Source organism: Embleya sp. L77, from assembly GCF_055557415.1.
On the sequence record NZ_CM145709.1, the window covers coordinates 4,723,864 to 4,744,119 of the forward strand.

Sequence of the window (20,256 nt, forward strand, 5' to 3'; positions counted from 1 at the left end):
ACTGGCCCTAGTGGTACGCGAGTTCGTACCCCGGTTACCGTCCTGGTCAGCGGGGCCGAGGCCGGATCCTGGATCGGTTTGCTTCCGAGTACGCCGATCCGGGTCCATGGTCGCCTCGTTCCGGGGCGGGACGGGCGGCCCCTTCTCCTGGTGCGGTCCGCCCCGGAGCGCATCGGCGTGCCCGCGGCTCACCAGCGCTTCGCGGGGCGGCTTCGTGCCGACCTCCGCGCGGCGTGTGCGGACCTGCCACCCGCTGCCCGCGGTCTGCTTCCGGGTCTGGTGGTCGGCGATACGAGCATGCTGCCCGCCGACCTCGAAGCCGACTTCCAGACCACCGAACTCACCCACCTGACGGCGGTGAGCGGCACCAACATCACGATCCTGTTGGGCTTCGTCCTCCTGGTGCTCCGCCGCAGCGGTCTGCGCGGTCGGGCGCTGCCCATCACGGGCGCGGTGGCCGTGGCGTGCTTCGTGGTCGTGGCCCGGCCCGAACCGAGCGTGCTGCGCGCCGCGGTGATGGGCCTGGTCACCGTGGCCGCGCTGTACACCGGCCGGCCCCGGCGCGGGCTTCCTGCGCTGGCCGTCGCCGTGCTGGGCCTGGTGCTGTTCGATCCGACCCTGGCCCGCTCGTACGGATTCGCGCTGTCCGTACTGGCCACGGGTGCGCTGTTGTTGCTCGCTCCGCACTGGGCGGCGCGGCTGTGTGCCCGTGGTTGGCCGAAGTGGGCTGCGGTCATGGTCGCCGTGCCACTGGCCGCGCAGGCCGTGTGTGGACCGCTCGTGGTGACCTTTGCGGGCCGGGTAGGCCTGATGGCCGTCCCGTGCAACCTGCTCGCCGAGTTGGCGGTAGCGCCGGCCACGATCCTCGGCTTCGTTGCCCTGGTGCTGGCGCCGGTATGCCTGCCGCTCGCGCAGTCGGCCGCGTGGCTGGGTTCCTGGCCGATCGGGTGGATCGTGACCGTGGCCCACACCGGCGCCGCGCTGCCCGGCGCGGCCGTCACCTGGCCGACCGGCGTCTTCGGCGGTGTGGCGCTCGCGGCGATCACCGTCGCGGCCGTACCGACGCTGCGTGTCCTGCGCCGTCCACGGTCGACCCGACCCACCGGATGGCCGCGCGCCATGACCGCCGCGCTGCTCGCGATCCTCGCGGTGGTGCTCCTGCTGCGCCCGCCGGCCGTGGTCCGCCCGCTGACCGGCTGGCCGCCCCCGGACTGGCACCTTGTGATGTGCGACGTCGGCCAGGGCGATGCCATCGTGCTCAACGCGGGCCCCGGCACCGGAGTCCTGATCGACGCCGGACCCGACCCGCATGCGGTCGATCATTGCCTGCGCGACCTCGGGATCCGTCGCCTGCCGCTGATCCTGCTCAGCCACTTCCATGCCGACCATGTCGAGGGCCTGCCGGGCGCGTTGCGCGGTCGCGCGGTGGGCCTGATCCAGGGCACGCCGGTCCTCGAACCGATGGGCGAGGTCATCCGAGTCCGCCGCTGGGCCACTGCCGCCGGCATCCCGCTCTCCACCCCCACCGACGGCGAACGCCGCACCCGGGCCGCCCTGACCTGGCAAACCCTCACCCCACTCCCAAACACCCCACGCCCCAGACCCGCACCCGGGACACCCACCCGCCCCAACACCCCACTCTCCGACGCCCATTCGCCCAACCCACCCCCTGCCTCCCGGCCGGCCCCGCTCCCACCGCCGCCCGCCCCACCGGCAACCCGGGCAGCCGCCCCGGCCCAGCCTCCTCGACCCAGCCACGCCTCGCCGCCGCCGCCCGATGCGCAGGCCACCCCCACGCCCGACCTGGCCCCCTCCTCCGGAACCGCGACCGCATCGTCACCGTCGCCCGACGAGCCGCCCAACCACCTCGGCTCCGCCGCCCACGCCCCGCTCACCTCGCCGCCTGAGGCCCCGACCACTCACCCAGCCGCCCCCGACCCAGCCTCACCTTCCCGGCCCGTCTCGCCGTCTGGCGCACAGACCGGCTACGCGGCCGACTCGACGCCCGCCTTTCGGACTGCGGTCGTGTGGTCGCCGTCGCCCGATGTGCCTCGCGGCTCCGCCGCATGCATCCCGGCGGCCTTGCCGGTCGATGTGCCGACCGCTCACCCGGCCGCCTTCAGCTCGACCCCGCCTTCCCGGCCCGTCTCGTCGTCTGGCGCAGGGACCGGCTACGCGGTGGACCCGATGCCCGCCTCTCGGACTGCGGTCGTGTGGTCGCCGTCGCCCGAAGTGCCTGCCAACCGTGGCTTGGCCGCATGTATCCCGGCCGCCCTGCCGGTCGATGCGCCGACCGCTCACCCGGCCACCCCCGGCTCGGCCCCGCGCTTCCGGCCCGTGTCGTTGCCATCGCGCCGCGGGCCGGTCGATTTCCGCCCCAGTGCACACACCGTGCTTGCCTCGTTGCTGCGACTCGGTACTCGGGTTGCCCACGCGGCCGACTCGGCGCCCGCCTCTCGGACTGCAGTCGTGTGGTCGCCGGTGCCCGACGAGAGGGCTCGGGTCGGTGCCGGTCTGGGTGTGGGCCCCGCATCGTTGCCGCGGTCCGTCAGGCGGACCGCCTGTTCGACCGATCCCGGCCCCGTCTCGCGCACCGGGCAAATCTCGCTGCCGTGTCCTGCCGCGCCGGCCGTCTACTCGGCCGATCTCGATCCTGTCCCGCGCGTCGGGCCGACCTCGCCGCTGTGGTCCGATGCCTCAGCCACCCACCGGGCCGCCCCCTGCCCCGCCGTGCGCAGCGGAGGCATCTCAGCGCCGCCGCTCGATGCGCCGGCCGCCCATCAGGTCGTCCACGGTCCCGCCGTAGGTACTCGGCCCGACGTACCCCCGGCGAGAGCCGTCGCGTCCGAGTTCGCGGTCCCGGGGTTGCCCGAGGGCTCGGTTCGTGGTCTCGCGTTGTCATCATCGGACGTACCGGTCGGGCCCGACGTGCGGGAGTGGGCGGCAGCGCCCGGCCTTCCGGCGGGGAGTGTGGTGGGTGGGTCGGTGGCCAACAATGCGAGTCTCGTGGTCCTTGCGGAGCGGCACGGCGTTCGGATGTTGCTTACGGGGGATGCCGAGACCGAGGCCCAAGAGGTGCTGCGGGCGCGGTTGGCCGGGGTGCGGGTGGACGTGCTCAAGGTCGCTCATCACGGCTCGGCCCGCCAGGATCCGGGGCTCGTACTCGGATTGCACCCACGCCTCGCGCTCGTCTCGGTGGGTAAGGGCAACCCGTACGGCCATCCGTCCCCCTCCGCCCGCGCCCTGGTGGCGGCCAGCGGCGCCCGTCTCCTGCGTACCGACACCGACGGCCCTATCGCGGTAACCGGCTCCCCGAGCCATCTGAACGCGGTGGCCCGCGGCCCCGACACAGCCACCCGCGCCGACCACCTACCCGCCCCCACCCCCGCGGCGGTGCAGGTCATTGCTCCTGCCCGACCACGGCCGTCCGCCCCCGCCGGTCGCCTCTCGCCGAGGTACGGCCCCGGTCGGCGAGGCGGACCGGTCACCCGTCCTCACGCCCGTGGCAGTGCGGGTCGTTACTCCCGCCCGGCCACGGCTGCCCGCCCCCGCCGGCACCCGCGCCGGCCGTCTCCCGCGCGGGTTCGGCCCCGATCGGCGACGCCGCCCGACCGACTGCCCCCCGTGGCGGTGCGGGTTGTCGCCTCCGCCCCGCGACGGCCGTCCGCCCCCGCCGGTACCCGCGCCAACCCCCTCCTGTGCGGGTTCGGCCCCGGTCGGCGTCGCGGACCGCCCGCCCGCCTTCACGCCTGCGGCGGTGCGGGTCGTCGCCTCCGCCCCGCGACGGCCATCCGCCCGCGCCGGCACCCGGCCGGTCGCCTCTCGCTCGGGTTCGGCCCCGGTCGGCGAGGCGGATCGGTCGCCCGCCCTTGCGCCCGTGGCGGTGCAGGCCGCTGCTCCCGCCCGGCCACGGCTGCCCGCCCCCGCCGGTACCCGTGCCGGTCGCGGTTCGGCACCGGTCGGCGACGCCGCCCGCCCGACAGCCCCCGCGGCGCTGCGGGCCATCGCTCCCGCCCCGCCACGGCAGCCACCTCCGCCGGCACCCGTGCCGGTCGCCTCCCGCGCGGGTTCAGCCCCGGTCGGCGAGGCGAATAGGTCACCCGCCCCACGCTCGTGGCGGTGCAGGTCGTCGCCCCCGCCCGCGACGGCTGCCCGCCCCTCGCCGGCACCCGTGCCGGTCGCCTCCCGCGTGGGTTTGGCCCCGGTCGGCGACGGCGACTGTGCATTGCTTGGGTGCGCGTGCGGTGCGTGGCTTGTGCCGTGCGCTGCCCGTGTGGGTTTCATCCGGGGTGTGGGCGGCTGCTCCGCGTGGGGATCGGGTGCGTGCAGTGCGCTGTCGGTGCCGCGGATCGGGCCGGGCAGGTTCTGCCCTTCCTGTTCCGATGGGCGGGCGACCCGCCCCGTGTCGCCCGCCCACGTCTGGCGTACAGCCCGAGTCGCTGCCCTGTGCGGGTGCTGTCCCGATCGACGGCGACCGACCAGGCGCCGCCGAACCCGTCCGCCGCCGTCCGCCGCCGAGCAGCGCCGCCGTCCGAATTCGGCGTGGTGACCGCGTGGGTACCCGCCGCTCCTCGGGTGTGTGGTGACCACCCGGCGTCGGGGGATCGGTGTCCGTCGGGCGTGGGATGCTTGGTCGGGTGGCCAGGAGAATGCAGGATGACCCGCTCGCGCCTGTGACGCTTGTCGTCGGGCCCGAGGAATTGCTGGTGGATCGGGCGATCGGCGAAGTGGTGCGCGCCGTGCGGGCGCAGGACCCCGATGCCGATGTGCGCGACCTCGCGCCGGGTGCGCTGCAGGCGGGGATGTTGTCCGAGTTGGCCAGTCCGTCGTTGTTCGGCGAGCGCAAGGTCATCGTGATCCGGTCCGCGCAGGACCTCGGGGCGGACCTGGCCGGCGAGGTCAAGAAGCTGATCGCCGATCCGGCCGACGAGATCGTGCTCGTGCTCGCCCATCTCGGCGGCCCCAAGGGCAAGAACCTCCTGGACGCGGTCCGCAAGGTCGGCGTGCGCGAGGTCACGTGCCCCAAGGTCACCAAGGTCGGCGATCGGGTCGCGTTCGCCCGGTCCGAGTTCCGGATCGCAGGCCGCTCGCTCACCGAGGACGCATGCCGCACGCTGGTCGAGGCGATCGGCAACGACCTGCGCGAATTGGCGTCCGCGTGCAGCCAGCTGATGGCGGACACCGACGGCGTGGTCGACGAGGAAGTGGTCGCGCGTTACTACAGCGGGGTCGCCGAGGCGTCCAGCTTCACCGTCGCCGACAAGACCGTCGAGGGCCGTACCGCCGAGGCGCTGGAGCAGTTGCGCTGGGCGCTTTCGGTCGGTGTCGCGCCGGTCATGGTCACCAGTGCGCTCGCGCAGAGTGTGCGGCAGATCGCTCGGGTCGGGGCCGCCCCGCGCAATGCCCGGCCCAACGACCTGGCCCGCGACCTGGGCATGCCCCCGTGGAAGGTGGACCGGGTGCGGCAACAATTGCGCGGCTGGACCCCGGACGGCATCGTGCGCGCGCTGTGCGCCGTCGCCGACGCGGATGCGGCGGTCAAGGGTGGTGGTACGGATCCGGCCTATGCGTTGGAGAAGGCCGTCGTGACGGTCTCCACGGTCCGCAACATCTGATCGGGGCCCTCGACCCACCACCCCGGCCCCGGCCCCGGCCCCGGCCTCACCCCATCCGAAGCGCGAAGACGTCGCCCGCCCCAACCGGCCGCCCACCACAGGCGTCGCCCGCCGCGCAGGCGCCGCCGACCACAACGGCCCACCCCCCACGGCCCCGCGGACGCCACGGCCCCGCGGACACCACAAAGGCGCCGCCCCCGAGAGATCCGGGGACGGCGCCTTCGAAGTCACTACGAGCGCAAGCGCTCGGGTGTCACACGGTGCGGATGCGCGAATCAGGCCTTGGCCGTCGCGACACGCTTCTCCAGCGCCGACTTCTTGTTGGCGGCCTGGTTCTTGTGGATGACACCCTTGCTGACGGCCTTGTCGAGCTTGCGGGCCGCGAGGCGGGTGAGCGCCTCGGCCTGCTCGACGTTGCCGGCCTCGGCCGCCTCGCGCGCCTTGCGCACGAAGGTCTTGAGCTCCGACTTGACGGCCTTGTTGCGCTGACGCGCAATCTCGTTCGTCTTGTTGCGCTTGATCTGGGACTTGATGTTCGCCACGAAAGAGCCTTCTGAGTACTAGGTCGGGATCCGATCCAGGGAGAGGGCCCGTTCGGACGTTGACTTGCGTGGCAGAGACACGTACGCCACACGCGATCCATCAGATTACCAGTCATCGGCGGGCTCCCACGACACGGTCGGCGATCCCGGCCGGATCCGCCCCCGTCCGCGGCCCATACCCACCCTGTTCACCCGTGTGGGTGGCGACCCGAACAGGCTCGGCCGGCTCCACCAACACGGCTCACCCATGCCGCATGGGACCATGTAGGGAACACCGGGGATCCCACACCGATCCCACGTGCCACCTGCAGGACCTGCACGGGACGTAGAACCTTCGACACCGCAAGACCCCCGCAGGACCGCAGGACACCCCCGCACGACCCCGCAAGACCGCATTCCGCAGTCCGCAAGACCCCCGCAAGCCCTCGCCAGTCCACCCGATCGAGAATCTGGAAGCCCGCGTGCCCGCGACCCCGCCAGTGAACGTGCCGGAGCCCAGCCGTACCGACCCGGCGCTGATCCGGAACTTCTGCATCATCGCCCACATCGACCACGGCAAGTCGACGCTCGCCGACCGGATGCTTCAGATCACCGGTGTGGTCGATGCGCGACAGATGCGCGCGCAGTACCTCGACCGCATGGACATCGAGCGTGAGCGCGGAATCACCATCAAGTCGCAGGCGGTGCGGCTGCCGTGGACGGCCCCCGACGGCCAGATCCACATCCTCAACATGATCGACACCCCCGGCCACGTGGACTTCACGTACGAGGTGTCCCGTTCGCTCGCGGCCTGCGAGGGCGCGATCCTCCTGGTCGACGCGGCGCAGGGGATCGAGGCGCAGACGCTCGCCAACCTCTACCTGGCGCTGGAGAACGACCTCCAGATCATCCCGGTGCTGAACAAGATCGACCTGCCGGCCGCCCAGCCCGAGAAGTACGCGGCGGAGCTCGCGCACATCATCGGCTGCGACCCGGAGGATGTGCTCAAGGTCTCCGGCAAGACCGGTGTGGGTGTGGCCGAGCTGCTGGACGAGTGCGTACGCCTGGTCCCGCCGCCGATCGGCGCCAAGGACGCGCCCGCCCGCGCGATGATCTTCGACTCGGTCTACGACTCGTACCGGGGCGTGGTCACCTACGTCCGCGTGATCGACGGCGACCTGAAGAAGCGCGAGCGGATCCAGATGATGTCGACGGGGGTGACCCACGAGCTCCTGGAGATCGGGGTCATCTCGCCCGAGCCCAAGCCCTCCGACGGCCTGAGCGTCGGCGAGGTCGGCTACATCATCACCGGCGTGAAGGACGTTCGGCAGTCCCGGGTGGGTGACACGATCACCTCGCTGCACCACGGTGCGACCGAGGCGCTCGGCGGCTACAAGGACCCGAAGCCGATGGTGTTCTCCGGTCTGTATCCGCTGGACGGATCGGACTACCCCGAGCTGCGCGACGCGCTCGACAAGCTCCAGCTCAACGACGCCGCGCTGGTGTACGAGCCGGAGACCTCGGTCGCCCTCGGCTTCGGTTTCCGCTGCGGCTTCCTGGGCCTGCTGCACCTGGAGATCGTCCGGGAGCGGCTGGAGCGCGAGTTCAACCTGGAGCTCATCTCCACCGCGCCGAGCGTGGTGTACCGCGTCGTCATGGAGGACGGCACCGAGCACACCGTGACCAACCCGAGCGAGTTCCCCGGCGGCAAGATCGCCGAGGTGCACGAGCCGGTGGTGCGGGCCACGATCCTGGCGCCGAGCGAGTACATCGGCACGATCATGGAGCTGTGCCAGACCCGGCGCGGGGTCCAGATCGGAATGGACTACCTCTCCGAGGACCGGGTCGAGCTGCGCTACACGCTGCCGCTCGCGGAGATCGTGTTCGACTTCTTCGACGCGCTCAAGTCCAAGACGCGCGGATACGCGTCGCTCGACTACGAGACCACCGGCGAGCAGGAATCCGCGCTGGTCAAGGTGGACATTCTGCTCCAGGGTGAGGCGGTCGACGCATTCAGCGCGATCGTGCACAAGGACAAGGCGTACAACTACGGCGTCGAGATGACCAAGAAGCTGCGCGAATTGATTCCTCGTCAGCAGTTCGAGGTACCGATCCAGGCCGCGGTCGGGGCGCGGGTGATCGCCCGCGAGAACATCCGCGCGATCCGCAAGGACGTGCTCGCCAAGTGCTACGGCGGTGACATCAGCCGCAAGCGCAAGCTGCTGGAGAAGCAGAAGGAAGGCAAGAAGCGGATGAAGATGGTCGGCCGCGTGGAGGTGCCGCAGGAGGCCTTCATCGCGGCGCTGTCCACCGACGACAGCGGCGGCAAGAAGTAGCCGACGGCGGCGGGAAGTAGCGGTACGCAGGGCGCGGAGGCAGGGAGCGGGAGCGGCAGGCAGGGCACGGCCGGGTCGGCCGGCGGGGTGTGGCGACGCGATTCGCAGGCGGATCCGGGCAAAGCTACTACCGCGTAGCCCTGTGGCGGCGTACGTTGCGGGTGCATCGGGCACAACCCGATGCACCCGCTTTGTTTTTACTCCCGCTATACCGAACCCCCTGCACTCCGTCCGCTGCCGATATCCGGCTCTCGTCGCCGTGGATACCGGTATCGACACCAGTACTCGGCATCGCCAGCACTCCCCGAGATCCGCCCAGGTTGCAATTCGCCCAGGCTGCAACTCGCCCAGGCTGCAACTCGCCCAGGCTGCAACTCGCCCAGGACATGGAGGCCGCAGTGAGTCCAGAGTCAGTCGGCATCGACAATCGCCCGCCGTCCATCGCCGTGGACTTTCTGGAGCGCATTCGCGCGACGCCCGAACGTGAGGCGTATCGGCACCCGGTGGCAGTGGGCGACGGCGACCGCGAGGAATGGCGTTCGCTTACCTGGGGGCAGGCCGGTGACCGGGCCAAGGCGATCGCCGCCGGTCTGGTGGTGCTGGGGGTCGAGCCCGAGGACCGGGTCGCGATCGTCGCCGAGACCAGGCTCGACTGGGTGCTCGCGGACCTGGGCATCATGTGCGCCGGCGCGGCCACCACCACCGTCTATCCGACCACCAACGCCGACGAGGCGGCCTTCATCCTGGCCGACTCCGGCAGTGTGCTGGCCTTCGTCGCCGACGACGCGCAACTCGCCAAGCTGCGCGGCGAGCGGGCCGCCCTCGGCGCGGTGCGCAAGGTCGTCGTCTTCGACCACGCGCCCGACAACGACGACGGCGGCGCCGACCACTGGGTGATCACCCTCGCCGACCTGGAGGAACTCGGCCGGGCCCGGCTGGAGAAGGAGCCCGACCTGATCGAGACCCGGGTCGCCGCGATCACCCGGGACCAGCTCGCGACATTGATCTACACTTCCGGGACGACCGGCCGGCCCAAGGGCGTTCGGCTCGCGCACGACACATGGGCCTATCAGGCCGCCGCGCAGGCCGCGATGGGGCTGACCGACCCGGACGAACTGCAGTACCTGTGGCTGCCGCTCGCGCATTGCTACGGCAAGGTGATGATGTCCGGCCAGATCCGGATCGGCTACCCGACCGCGATCGACGGTCGGATTCCCAAGCTGATCACCAACCTTCCGATCGTGCGGCCGACCTTCATGGCCGCCGCGCCGCGGGTGTTCGAGAAGGTGTACAACTCCGTGCACATGCGGATGCGGGCCGAGGGCGGGCTCAAGTACAAGATCTTCCGGTGGGCGGTCGGCGTCGGCCGGGAGATGTCCCAGACCCGGCAGGCCGGTCGCACCCCCTCCGCGTTGCTGAACGCCAAGTACCGACTGGCCGACCGGCTCGTCTTCGGCAAGCTGCGCGACCTGTTCGGCGGCCGGCTCAAGGGCTGTATCTCCGGCAGTGTGGCGCTCTCGCCCGACGTCGCGGAGTTCTTCGACGCGATCGGCATCCCCATCCTGGAGGGCTACGGCCTGACCGAGGCCAGCGCGGGCAGCTCGGTCAACCGCTACGACGCGCACCGCATCGGCACCGTCGGCTTGGCGCTGCCCGGCTCCGAGTTGCGCATCGCCGAGGACGGCGAGCTGCTCGTGCGCGGGCCGGCGGTGATGCAGGGTTATCACAACGACCCCGAGGCCACCGCCGAGGTGCTCACCGAGGACGGCTGGCTGCGCACCGGCGACATCGCGGTGATCGAGGACGGCTTCCTGCGCATCACCGACCGCAAGAAGGACCTGATCAAGACGTCCGGCGGGAAGTACGTGGCGCCCAGTGAGATCGAGGGCCGGTTCAAGGGCATGTGCCCGTACGTCAGCAACATCCTCGTGCACGGCGAGGGCCGCAACTTCTGCTCCGCGCTGATCACCCTGGACCCGGACGCGATCCGGGGCTGGGCTGCCGACCGGCCGGCACTGCGGGACAAGTCGTACGAGGAACTGGCCGGCAGCGCCGAGGTCCGCGCGCTCATCGCCGACTGTCTCGACGAACTCAACGCCGGCCTCCAGCGCTGGCAGACGGTGAAGAAATTCGCCATCCTGCCGCGCGACCTGAGCGTCGAGCACGGTGAGCTGACGCCCAGCCTCAAGGTCAAGCGGCGGGCGGTGGAGCGGCAGTACGCGGAACTGTTGGAGGAGATGTACAAGGGCACGCTGGTCACCTGAGCCCCGGGGGTGCGCCGGCCACCCGACCCCGGGGCACGCCGGCCGCCGGGCCCGGTCGCCGGCTCGTGGACAATGGGAAGATGCCCTCCGCACCCCCCGACGGTCTGCCCGTGCCCGAAGACGGTTCGCTGCCCGCGTCCGCACTCGCCGAGTTCGCGGGCGCGAGTCGCCCGTTCGGCTTCTACGTGCACGTGCCCTACTGCGCGTCACGGTGCGGTTACTGCGACTTCAACACCTACACCGCGACCGAGCTGGGCGGATCGGCTTCGCAGGGGTCGTACGCGGACGACGCGATCGCCGAGATCCGGATGGCCCGGCGGTTGCTGGGCGAGGTGGACCGGCCGGTGGAGACGGTGTTCTTCGGCGGCGGCACGCCCACCCTGCTGCCGGCTTCGGACCTGGCCCGGATCCTGGGCGCGATCCGGGACGAGTTCGGCCTCGCCGCCGGGGCCGAGGTGACCACCGAGGCCAATCCCGAGTCGGTGGATCCGGCCTATCTGGACACCCTGCTCGCGGGCGGCTTCAACCGGCTGTCGTTCGGCATGCAGAGCGCGCGCCGGCACGTGTTGCAGATCCTGGACCGCAGGCACACCCCGGGTCGGCCCGAGCAGTGCGTGGCCGACGCGCGCGCGGCCGGGTTCGAGCACGTCAACCTGGACCTGATCTACGGCACGCCGGGGGAGTCCGACGACGACTGGCGGGCCTCGCTGGACGCGGTGCTCGGTGCCCGTCCCGACCACGTCTCGGCGTATGCGCTGATCGTCGAGGAGGGTACTCGGCTGGCCGGCCGGGTGCGTCGCGGCGAGCTGCCGATGCCGGACGACGACGTGCTCGCGGACCGATACCTGATGGCGGACGAGGCGTTCACCGGCGCCGGGCTCGGCTGGTACGAGGTGTCCAACTGGGCGACCGATGCCGCCGCGCGCTGCCGGCACAACGAGCTGTACTGGACCGGCGCCGACTGGTGGGGTGCGGGGCCCGGTGCGCACAGCCACGTGGGTGGTGTGCGGTGGTGGAACGTCCGGCATCCCGCCGCGTACGCGCAGCGGCTGGCCGCGGGCACGTCTCCCGCGCAGGCGCGCGAGCTGCTCACCGCGGAGGATCGCCGGGTCGAGCGGATCCTGCTGGAACTGCGGCTGTCCGACGGCGTCCCGCGCTCGCTCCTGACGGAGGTGGGGCGCAAGGCGGCGGACCGGGCCGTGGCCGATGGCCTGCTCGAGCCCCGTCCGGGGGATCGGGCGGTCCTTACGCTTCGCGGGCGGTTGTTGGCCGACGCCGTCGTGCGGGATTTGGTCGACTAGGAGTCGATCGGCGCCTTCGGCCTCGAACGCCGGCCGGGCTGTGGTCGGCCCGGCCGGTGGTCGGTGACGGGGTCCATGGCTACATCGCCACGTCCATGATCAGGTCGGCCAGGGATTCGTCGATGCGGTTCAGTTCCTGGGCGTAGCGGCGCATTTCGGTGCCTTCGCGCTTGGCATCCGACTCGCCCTGTTCCTTGGTGCGCAGGGCCGCGCCCACCTCGTCGCGGATCGACTTGATCTCCGCGTCCAGGCCCTGGGCGATCGCGTCGCGCATCTTGCGGAGTTGCTTGACCACCTCTTCGCCCAGGTTGGTCACGTCGGTGTCGGCCTGCTTGCGCAGTTCCAGTTGGACCTGCTCGGCGACCTGCTCCTTGAGTCGGCGGTTGGCCTTGTTCAACTGGAGCGCGCCCTTGAACACGGTCGAGCCGAGCACCGCGCCGAGGATCACGAACGGGCCCAGGCCGACCAGGAACGCCGCCGTGCCGACCGCGATCTGCGGCAGGAGCGCGGTGAGCATCGACCTGAGGTTGAACTTGCCGCCGGAGACCGCGGTCGCCGGGTCGAGCACGAAGCTGACCGCGTCCGCGAGCAACCGCTCGATCGGCGTCGAGGGTTTGCCGTCCTCGTCGGTGCCGACCGGGCCGGCGGTGAGCGACGCACGGATCTCGTCGATCCGCGTGACGAACTGCTTCACGTCGTCGTCGATCATCCGCTCCATGTCCTCGACGCGACGCGCGACGAGCGGCTTGAGCTCGCTCTCCTGCCACTGCGCGAACTCGACCTGGACCCGCCCGGAGAGATGGTCGGTGATCTCCTTGACCGCCGCCTCCATCTTCTCGCGCGCGTTGAACGGATTGGCGCCGATGGTGTTGCTCGGGTCGTACTCCTGCGCCCAGTTCGGGATGTTCGCGGCGACCCGGTCCATGAACCGCCGGGTCGCGGCCTCGACTTCGCCGCGGGTCTCGCGCAGGTGCTCCTCCATCTGCGCGACGATCACCCGCCGATTCTGCTCCAGCCGGGTCAGCGGACCCTGGACCCGCTCGTAGGTGGCCCGCAACTCCTCGACGTCCTGGGTCAGGAGCGCCTCCTTGCGGTCGATCTGCTCGCGCGCCTCGATCAGCAGGTACTTGAGCTCCCGGGCGGGCGAGAGGATCTTGGCCCGGCCGCGCTCGCGGGTCAGGAAGTCCTCCAGACCGCGCTCCAGTTCGGGCATCCCGGAGCCGGCCAGCAGGTCCGGGTCGCCCTTCTGCCGGCCGGTGAGCGCGGCGCGGGCGTTGACGAAGAAGACCCGGTCCGGGCGGGAGAGGTAGGGGGAGAGGCGCTTGCGGATCTCCCGCTGCACGTCCTCGCGCTCCTCCTCCTCGACCAGATTGATCTTGTTCCCGACGTAGAACACGTCCTCGTGCCCGCGCGCCTTGACGTGCACGTCCAGGAAGAGCTGTTCGCTGCGCGACATCGCGGCCTGGCAGTCCACCACGAACACCAGCACGTCGGCCTGTTCGAGGTAGTTCAGGGTGACCTTCTCGCGCTCGGGGGCCTCGTTCAGGCCCGGCGAGTCGACCACCACGACGCCGTTGCGGCACAGTTCGAGCGGCCAGCGCACCACGGCCCGCTCGTACGGGTTCGGGGTGTTGTCGTCGTCCGCGCCGATGGTGACGTAGTCGGCGATCTCGTCCACGCCGACGGTCAGCGGGTCGCCCGCCGTGCCGTCCGCCTCCAGCGGATAGATCAGTGCCGAGCGGGTGTCACCCCACGTCACCTCGTTGATGATCGCCGTACACGGACGCGCGAAGGAGGGCAGCACCTTCTCGCCGAGCATCGAGTTGATCACCGTGCTCTTGCCGCGTTTGAACTCGCCGACGATCATCACCTTGAACGCCTCGGACGCGGCCCGCTGCTTCAACGAGTCCAACTTCTTGACGCCCGCACCGATCCGCAGTCCGGCCACGATCGGCGTGAGCCGGTCGATCAGGCCGACCAGGGTCTCCTGCCGTGCCCGCCACGCGCCGTAACCCGCGTAGGCCCCGTCGGCCGCCCCATGACCCCTGTCCACCCTGAACGCTCCCCTCCTCGACGGCTGCTCAGCCTCTGGCGCCCAGCATGGTGTCGAGCTGGACCCCGAGCTGCTCGCTGCGCGAGACGAGATCCTGCCATGCGGGTCCATCGGTGCCGACCTTGGCCAGCGCGGTCTGTCGATCGCTCCGCCATGCCTTCTGGCCGCGCACCGCCTCGTCCATCACCCCGGCGTAGAGCGTGTGCAGGCGCTTGGAGACCTCCTCGGAGAAGCCGCCGAGCACCTCCTCGACCATCGGCTCCAGGGCCTTCATCGCCTGCGCGCGCTGCCCCTCGGTCAGCGACGTCGACTTGACCTCGCCGAGCACCATGCCGCCCGCCGAGGCGGCCATGCCGGCGCCCATCGGCAGCGCGGAGGCGCCGCCGGTGAGCGGGATCAGCAGCGCGCCGAGCACGGCGAGGCCGGTCGGGCCGATCCGCCAGGCGAGCTTGCGGCTCTTGAGGTCCTTCAGGCCCAGCGCCTCCGCCTCGCCGAGTTCGAACTCGGTGGACAGCTGCTCGACCTTCTCCAGCCGGTATCCGCTGCCGCGTCCGAAGTGCAGCTTCATCTTCGCGTCCAGCCACTGCACGTCGGCCTGCACGCTGGAATGCAGCTGGGCCTCGAATTTCTTGGCCAGCGCGGTGAGTTCGCGGCGCAGTCGGAACGGCAGGTCGCGCTCCCACCAGGTCCGCGGGTCGGGCGCACGCTCCATTTCGTAGCGCAGCGTGTCCAACAGGTCGCCGCGCGAGAGTTGGAGGTGCTCGCGGAACTTCTCCGCGGTCTGCGTGCGCCGCTGCTGGAGTTCGACCCGGACCTTGCCCCACTCGGCGGACATCCGGTCGATCTCCACCTCGGACTGCTCGACGGCGCGCTGTCGTTCGGCCGCACCGAGCTCGGCCGCGGCCAGGCCGTCCCGGCCCACCTGGGCCATCTCCTCCAGCAGCGCGAGCAGTTGGCCCGCGGTCTGCCGCGAGCGCATGCTGCGCCGGCCGCCGGAGGTGGTGTACTCGGTGATCCGCTCGATCACGCCGGCCACCGGCGAGACGTCCTCGCGATGCGGGCCGGCGAGCACCTGCAGGGTCGGCGAGATACGGCGCACCCGGCCGCCGAGGTAGTCGACGATGTCCTCGCGCTCGTCCTCGTCGACGGTGTCCAGCTTGGACACCACCACGGTGATCCGCGGCACATGCCGGGCGATCACCTCCTCCTCCAGGAACGCGGTCTCGGACAGGCCGAGCGGCGCGCTCGCGGAGACCACCATCAGCACCGCGTCGCTGGCCGCGACGGTGCGCCGGACCAGGTCCTCGGTCCGGCGGTCGTGCTCCTCGGCGTCCGTGCCCTTGCCGCGCCCGGCGTTGACGCCCGGCGTGTCCACCAACTCGACGTCCAGTCGGGCCAGTTCCGGTTCGGTGACGAGCACGCGCACGCCGACCAGTCGGGCCTGGTCCGGATCCTGGGGCTCACTCAGCCGGTGCACCTCGTCCCACGACGCGGACACCGCCGGCCTGGCTTCGGCCCGCCCGTCGGCGAACTGCAATTCCAGCCGCGGTTCCGGTCCGGCGGCGATCACCAGCGGGACCGGGGTGTGCCGACCCTCGGGCAGCACCGGGGCGCCGAGCAGCCGGTTGATCAGCGAGGACTTGCCGCGGCCGAATTCGCCCACCACCGCGATCCGCAGACCTGGCCGGCGCATCCGGGCCCGCAACCGGTCGAGTTCGGCGGCGATGGCGTCCAGGCCGAAGTCGCCGGCGATCGCCTGCGCGTCGTTGATCCGCCGGCCGAGCGTGGTGGCCGACGGCGCCTGCTTGACCAGACTGGTCACCGACCCGGCGGGCACGGCGGCGGCCGGCGCGGGCGTACGCGGAGCCGGCATCACGGGCGCGACCTGAGCCGCCGGGGCAATCCGAGCGGCAGCCGGCGCCGCGGCCGGTGCCGCCGACCCACCCGCGCCGGACGACCCACCCGCGCCGGACGGGCCACCCGCGAGGCGACCCGCCCAGCCCGGGTTCGGCCCCGGAGCAGTCGAAGCATCGCCCGCCGGGCGCGGACCCGGAGCCGGGGCCTGCCTCCGGTCCGCCGTCTGCCCCGACGGGCCGGGTCGGCCGGTGGGCGAGTCGCCCGAGTCGCGCCGCGCGGCCGCCTCACGCGGTGCACCGGCACGCAGCCACGAGGCCGTGCTCGGCACGAGTCGGTGGTACGCGGCCACCGCACCGGCGGGCATCACCCGCGCGTAGAGCCCGGCGAGGATCTTCGGGCCGCCCTTCGCGTCCGCGTCGGGGTCGGCCAGGAAACGGCCCAGCGACTGGAAGAAGCGGGCCCGCTCGGCCAGCGCCTCCGGCTGCATGGACAGCGCCCAGGCGGCCTCGTCCCCGATGGTGGCTTCCACCGACGCGGCGACCTCGGGCAACTCGGTCAGCTTGACGTGCCGCAGCACGTCCTCGGACGGCCAGCCCCACTGGACCGCGCCCCACACCGGGTGGATCGGCAGTTCGCGGCGCCCGGGGACGGCCTTGCCGACCCCGATCAGGCTCCACAACGTCCAGCCGTTCGCGATCCGTTCGGGCACCGGCGGCAGTGCCACCGATTCCATGGTGACCCAGCCGCGCAGCTCGTCGCTGCGGTGGATCCCGCTCAACAGGCCCGCGACGCCCGGGCGGCGGCGCGGCTGTACCTGCGCGGCCTGGCGCAGCACGTGTTCACGATCGAACGACATGTGTTGTCCCTACTCCCATCGAATCCGTTGTGATGTCGAACGATCAGGCGTGCGTCGGGTGGGCGACGATCATCGTGGTGTCCCGGTCCTGCCACGCGTTGACGAAGTCCGCCAGCGGAATCGGCTCGGTCTGGCCGAACGGCGCACCCGGGTCGTTGAGCAGGACGTAGACCGAGCCGTCGGGCTGGGTGTCGATGCCGGTGACCCACACGGCGTGTCCCATCGTGGGGTCCTGCTCCAGCGGCGCACCGGTGGCCGGGTCCTGCATCGGGGACCAGATCTCCTGCGCGTCCAGGGCGACGATGACCTGGTCGCCCTTCTCCAGCGCGTCGAGCATCTGCCGCATGTCGGCGCCCGGCACCATGTCGGTGTCCACACCGTGCATTTCGAGCAGCTTGCCGATGTCGTCGGTTCTGGTGCCGTTCTCGGGGTCGTAGATGCCGGCCTGCTGGGCCTCGGTCATCAGCGCGTTCTCGTCCAGCGGCAGGCCGGTGAGCTTCTCCAGGATCATCCCCTGGGAGACCACCGCGCAGCTGGTCGGGCTGACCTGCTGCTGCCAGTACTGCGCGTCGCCGACCGGGTCGCCGAAGCCGTCGAACTGTGCCGGCGTCCAGTTGTTCGGCGCGTGGTACTCCCAGTTGCCCTGCTCGTCGGAGACCGCGCCCCACGCGGCGGGCACGCCGGGCTCGGTGTTGCCCGTGCCCGGGTAGCTCGCCGGATCCGCGTACGGGTCGTTGCCCTGCGGCTCGCCGTAGGGATCCATGCCGTACGGGTCGCCGTAGGGGTCCGCGTACGGGTCGCCGTAGGGATCGGCGTACGGGTCGTTGGCGACCTGGTCGTCGTACCACTGCCGACTGGGCGTGGGGGCGGGCTCGTTGTTGTCGTTGGGGTCGAACATGTGCGGGTCGTACGCGTCGATCCTGCCGTCGCCGTCGCTGTCCGCGCGGAACGGGTCGTAGTTCGGGTCGTTGAGCGGATCGAAGTTCGGGTCCGTGTACGGCAGAGTGGAGTCGGGGTAGGTACCGCCGTTGCTCTCGCCGCCCGCGTCGGTCTCCCACAGTGGTGCCGCCGCAGTGCCCCCGTCGGCGGTGTCCAGTGTGTCGACGGTGTCGTCGGAGACCACCGCGAACAGGTCGTCGTCGTGCGTGTAGTCGCTCATCTGCCGAATTCCCCCCGGCGTGTGAGGCGCTCGCGTTGGTTGTTCACCGTGTCGCGGCGCCGTTCCGTCTGCCTGTCCGCGTCCTGCAACAGGCTTCTGCGAGCCGCGAGAATATCCTCACGGCGGTGATGCTCGGTCACCAGTTCGGCGACCGTCGCCTCGTACCTGGCCCGGTAGCGGTCCACGTGTTGTGAGACGTCCAGCGAGTAGTGCGTCGTGGCCGTGCCGACGGCCTCGTCGATCTGTCGGGACAAACCGTCGGCGACGGTTCGCAGTGTCTGATGCATTTCGGCGCGTGCGCGGTTCCGCAGAGCCGTCATGTCCGTGGATGACAGCGAATCGGCCACTTTGGCCATGAATCCGCCGAAGCCGGCCCGGCCGGAGGGCGCGCCCGGGTCGCCGTTTCGGGCGCCGCCGAACCACTGGTCCAGGGCGCCGCCGATCCGCGCGCCGGGGGTGCGCGGGGTGGCCGGGTCCAGTCGCACGGCGCGGATCTGCTGGGTGACCCCGGTGACCGAGTCTTGATAGGCGCGCATCGCCGCGTCCGCGAGTTGATGCCCGGTCAGCACGGTGACCGGGTCCGGTCCGGCCGGTCGGTGGATCGCGCCGAGCTTGCGGTACGCCGCCTCGAACGCGGCGTCGGCGGCCGACCGGGCGCTCTCGGCGGCGGTGGCCAGCGCGCCGGTGACGGCCTGCTGCACGATGTCGCCGATCCGGGGCAGGCCCTGCCGGATCAGTTCCGGCGCGCGGACCGCGATCACCGCGCGCAGTTCGTCCGGGGTTTCCGCGCGGTCGAGCGCGTGGTCGATCTCGGCCTGGGTGTAGCGCCACCACTGCGGGGCCATGCCGCCGACCGCCTGTTGGGCACGCTGGGCGCCGGCCCCGAGCAGGCGCGCGGTCTCGCCGTGTTGGGCTCGGACGAACGCGGCCATGTCGGCGATGCGGGCGTCCGCGAGTTCGGCCTCCTCCGCGTCCAGCCGCTGCTCGGCCAGGGTCACCTCGCGGCGCAGTTCGTCGAGCAGGTCCTCCAGGAGCCGCAGCAGGTGGTCGGACACCGCGACGATGCGCTGACGCTGCATCAGGTCCCGGAGTCGGGCCACCGTGCGCGGGAACTCCTCGGCCCAATAGGCCTGTTCCGGCCCACGCAGCGGTCGTCCGGAGGCGAGCCGGACCACCGGCTCGGCGGCGACCGGTTCGACCACCGGGTCGGCCGTACCCAGCATCCGGGCGAACCGCTGCCGGACGTGCGCGAGCAGGTCCTCGCGTTCGTCCTCGTCGATGTGATCCATCTTGGTGACCAGGACGATGCAGCGGCGCAGTTGCCCGGGGTCGAGCGCGTCGGTCAGGAACTCGGCCAGCGACACCGGCGAGGGCGACGTGGACGCGGTGAGCACCGCCGCGACGTCGGCGATGTCGCGCATCACCGCGCGGGTGATCTCGGTGTGTCCGACACGGGCGTTGGTGCCGGGCGTGTCGATGATCACCAACCCGTCGCGCAGTGCGTCGGCGGGGTGGCGGACCTCCAGGCTCTGTACCCGTGGCGCGATCGTGTCGTCGGCGGTGAGCAGCCGCAGGATGCCGGCCGTGTCGTCGGGAACGGGCACGTCCGGGGCGAGATGCGCGAGCATCCGGCCGAGCGGACTGGCCGCGCCGGTGTACCGCCCGGAGGGGTAGACGTAGCGGATGCCGTCGCCGTTGAAGCGCACCTCGACGGAGAATTCGTCACCGTAGGTGATCCTGGTCGCGGCGCCCGTGGTGGGCAGCGCCGAGGTGGGCAGCAGGTCCTCGGCCAGCAGCGCGTTGATGAAGGTGCTCTTGCCGGCCGAGAACTCGCCGATCACGGCGAGGTAGTACCGGTCGTCGCGCAGGCGCGTCTCGATCTCGCGGATGCGCTCGGTCAGTTGGGTCAGTCGCTCCTGATCGCCGACGATGCGGCGGACCATGGCGAGTGCGAAGTCGAGGTGGTCGGAGGTCTCGGTGAGCGCCTCGACCACATCGCGTCGCTTCGAACGATCCCCGGCCATGCCGCGAGAATCCACCACCGCGCCCCCTCCCGACGGTGCCCTCCCCGATGTACGGGCGATCCTGTCACGAGGTCCGGAATCCCGTCTCGGTTGATCGGCATGCCGGCCGGACCGATCCGTGGAACCTCTGTGGCCCTTGTGAGACGGCCGTCGGAATGGTGCGATATAGGCGCCGAGGCGATCCCTCGCACCTGATCCACGTCGTCGTCCCATCCGGCCCGATCGGTACGAATGGTGCGAATTCGACGCATACTGGTTGCGTGTGGGTGC

At 71.4% G+C, this 20,256-nt stretch carries 10 protein-coding genes; 5 read left to right on the forward strand and 5 right to left on the reverse strand.

All coding sequences use genetic code 11. The features are described 5' to 3' along the window. The first annotated feature begins 150 nt into the window (after nucleotides 1-150). Both ACZOOI_RS20305 and holA read left to right on the forward strand, forming a co-directional pair. Nucleotides 151-4,095, forward strand: a complete 3,945-nt coding sequence (locus ACZOOI_RS20305) for a ComEC/Rec2 family competence protein (protein ID WP_465277178.1) — start codon at nucleotides 151-153, stop codon at nucleotides 4,093-4,095. Between the two features lie 530 nt (nucleotides 4,096-4,625). Further along, complete coding sequence (holA, locus tag ACZOOI_RS20310; RefSeq protein ID WP_465281247.1) at nucleotides 4,626-5,615, forward strand: DNA polymerase III subunit delta; 990 nt, start codon at nucleotides 4,626-4,628, stop codon at nucleotides 5,613-5,615. A gap of 275 nt (nucleotides 5,616-5,890) precedes the next feature. On the opposite strand, the gene rpsT is transcribed toward holA, so the two are convergent. Continuing rightward, nucleotides 5,891-6,157, reverse strand: a complete 267-nt coding sequence (rpsT, locus tag ACZOOI_RS20315) for a 30S ribosomal protein S20 (RefSeq protein WP_020553196.1) — start codon at nucleotides 6,155-6,157, stop codon at nucleotides 5,891-5,893. A gap of 461 nt (nucleotides 6,158-6,618) precedes the next feature. Here rpsT and lepA point away from each other — a divergent pair, with 461 nt between their 5' ends. The 3 genes from lepA to hemW all read left to right on the forward strand — a co-directional run bounded on the left by lepA (nucleotide 6,619) and on the right by hemW (nucleotide 12,037). Then, the gene (lepA, locus tag ACZOOI_RS20320) at nucleotides 6,619-8,472 is read left to right on the forward strand and encodes a translation elongation factor 4 (protein ID WP_391582862.1); all 1,854 of its coding nucleotides are present in this window, start codon (nucleotides 6,619-6,621) and stop codon (nucleotides 8,470-8,472) included. A gap of 386 nt (nucleotides 8,473-8,858) precedes the next feature. Next, nucleotides 8,859-10,736 (forward strand): AMP-dependent synthetase/ligase, encoded by a 1,878-nt coding sequence (locus tag ACZOOI_RS20325; RefSeq protein ID WP_465277179.1) that lies wholly within the window; start codon nucleotides 8,859-8,861, stop codon nucleotides 10,734-10,736. 80 nt (nucleotides 10,737-10,816) lie between these two features. Continuing rightward, complete coding sequence (hemW, locus tag ACZOOI_RS20330) at nucleotides 10,817-12,037, forward strand: radical SAM family heme chaperone HemW (RefSeq protein WP_465277180.1); 1,221 nt, start codon at nucleotides 10,817-10,819, stop codon at nucleotides 12,035-12,037. A 79-nt stretch (nucleotides 12,038-12,116) separates the two neighbouring features. Here hemW and ACZOOI_RS20335 read toward each other — a convergent pair whose 3' ends face one another. Genes ACZOOI_RS20335 through ACZOOI_RS20350 form a run of 4 tightly spaced genes read right to left on the reverse strand, consistent with a single transcriptional unit; the run spans nucleotide 12,117 to nucleotide 19,986 of the window. Beyond that, nucleotides 12,117-14,090, reverse strand: a complete 1,974-nt coding sequence (locus ACZOOI_RS20335) for a dynamin family protein (protein ID WP_391582859.1) — start codon at nucleotides 14,088-14,090, stop codon at nucleotides 12,117-12,119. Nucleotides 14,091-14,118: 28 nt separating this feature from the next. After that, nucleotides 14,119-16,803, reverse strand: a complete 2,685-nt coding sequence (locus ACZOOI_RS20340) for a dynamin family protein (RefSeq protein WP_465277181.1) — start codon at nucleotides 16,801-16,803, stop codon at nucleotides 14,119-14,121. 43 nt (nucleotides 16,804-16,846) lie between these two features. Continuing rightward, the gene (locus ACZOOI_RS20345; RefSeq protein WP_465277182.1) at nucleotides 16,847-17,962 is read right to left on the reverse strand and encodes a cysteine peptidase family C39 domain-containing protein; all 1,116 of its coding nucleotides are present in this window, start codon (nucleotides 17,960-17,962) and stop codon (nucleotides 16,847-16,849) included. Next, on the reverse strand, nucleotides 17,959-19,986 hold the full coding sequence (locus ACZOOI_RS20350; RefSeq protein ID WP_465277183.1) for a dynamin family protein: 2,028 nt from the start codon (nucleotides 19,984-19,986) through the stop codon (nucleotides 17,959-17,961). Before ACZOOI_RS20350 ends, ACZOOI_RS20345 begins: the two co-directional genes overlap by 4 nt. Nucleotides 19,987-20,256: the final 270 nt, after the last annotated feature.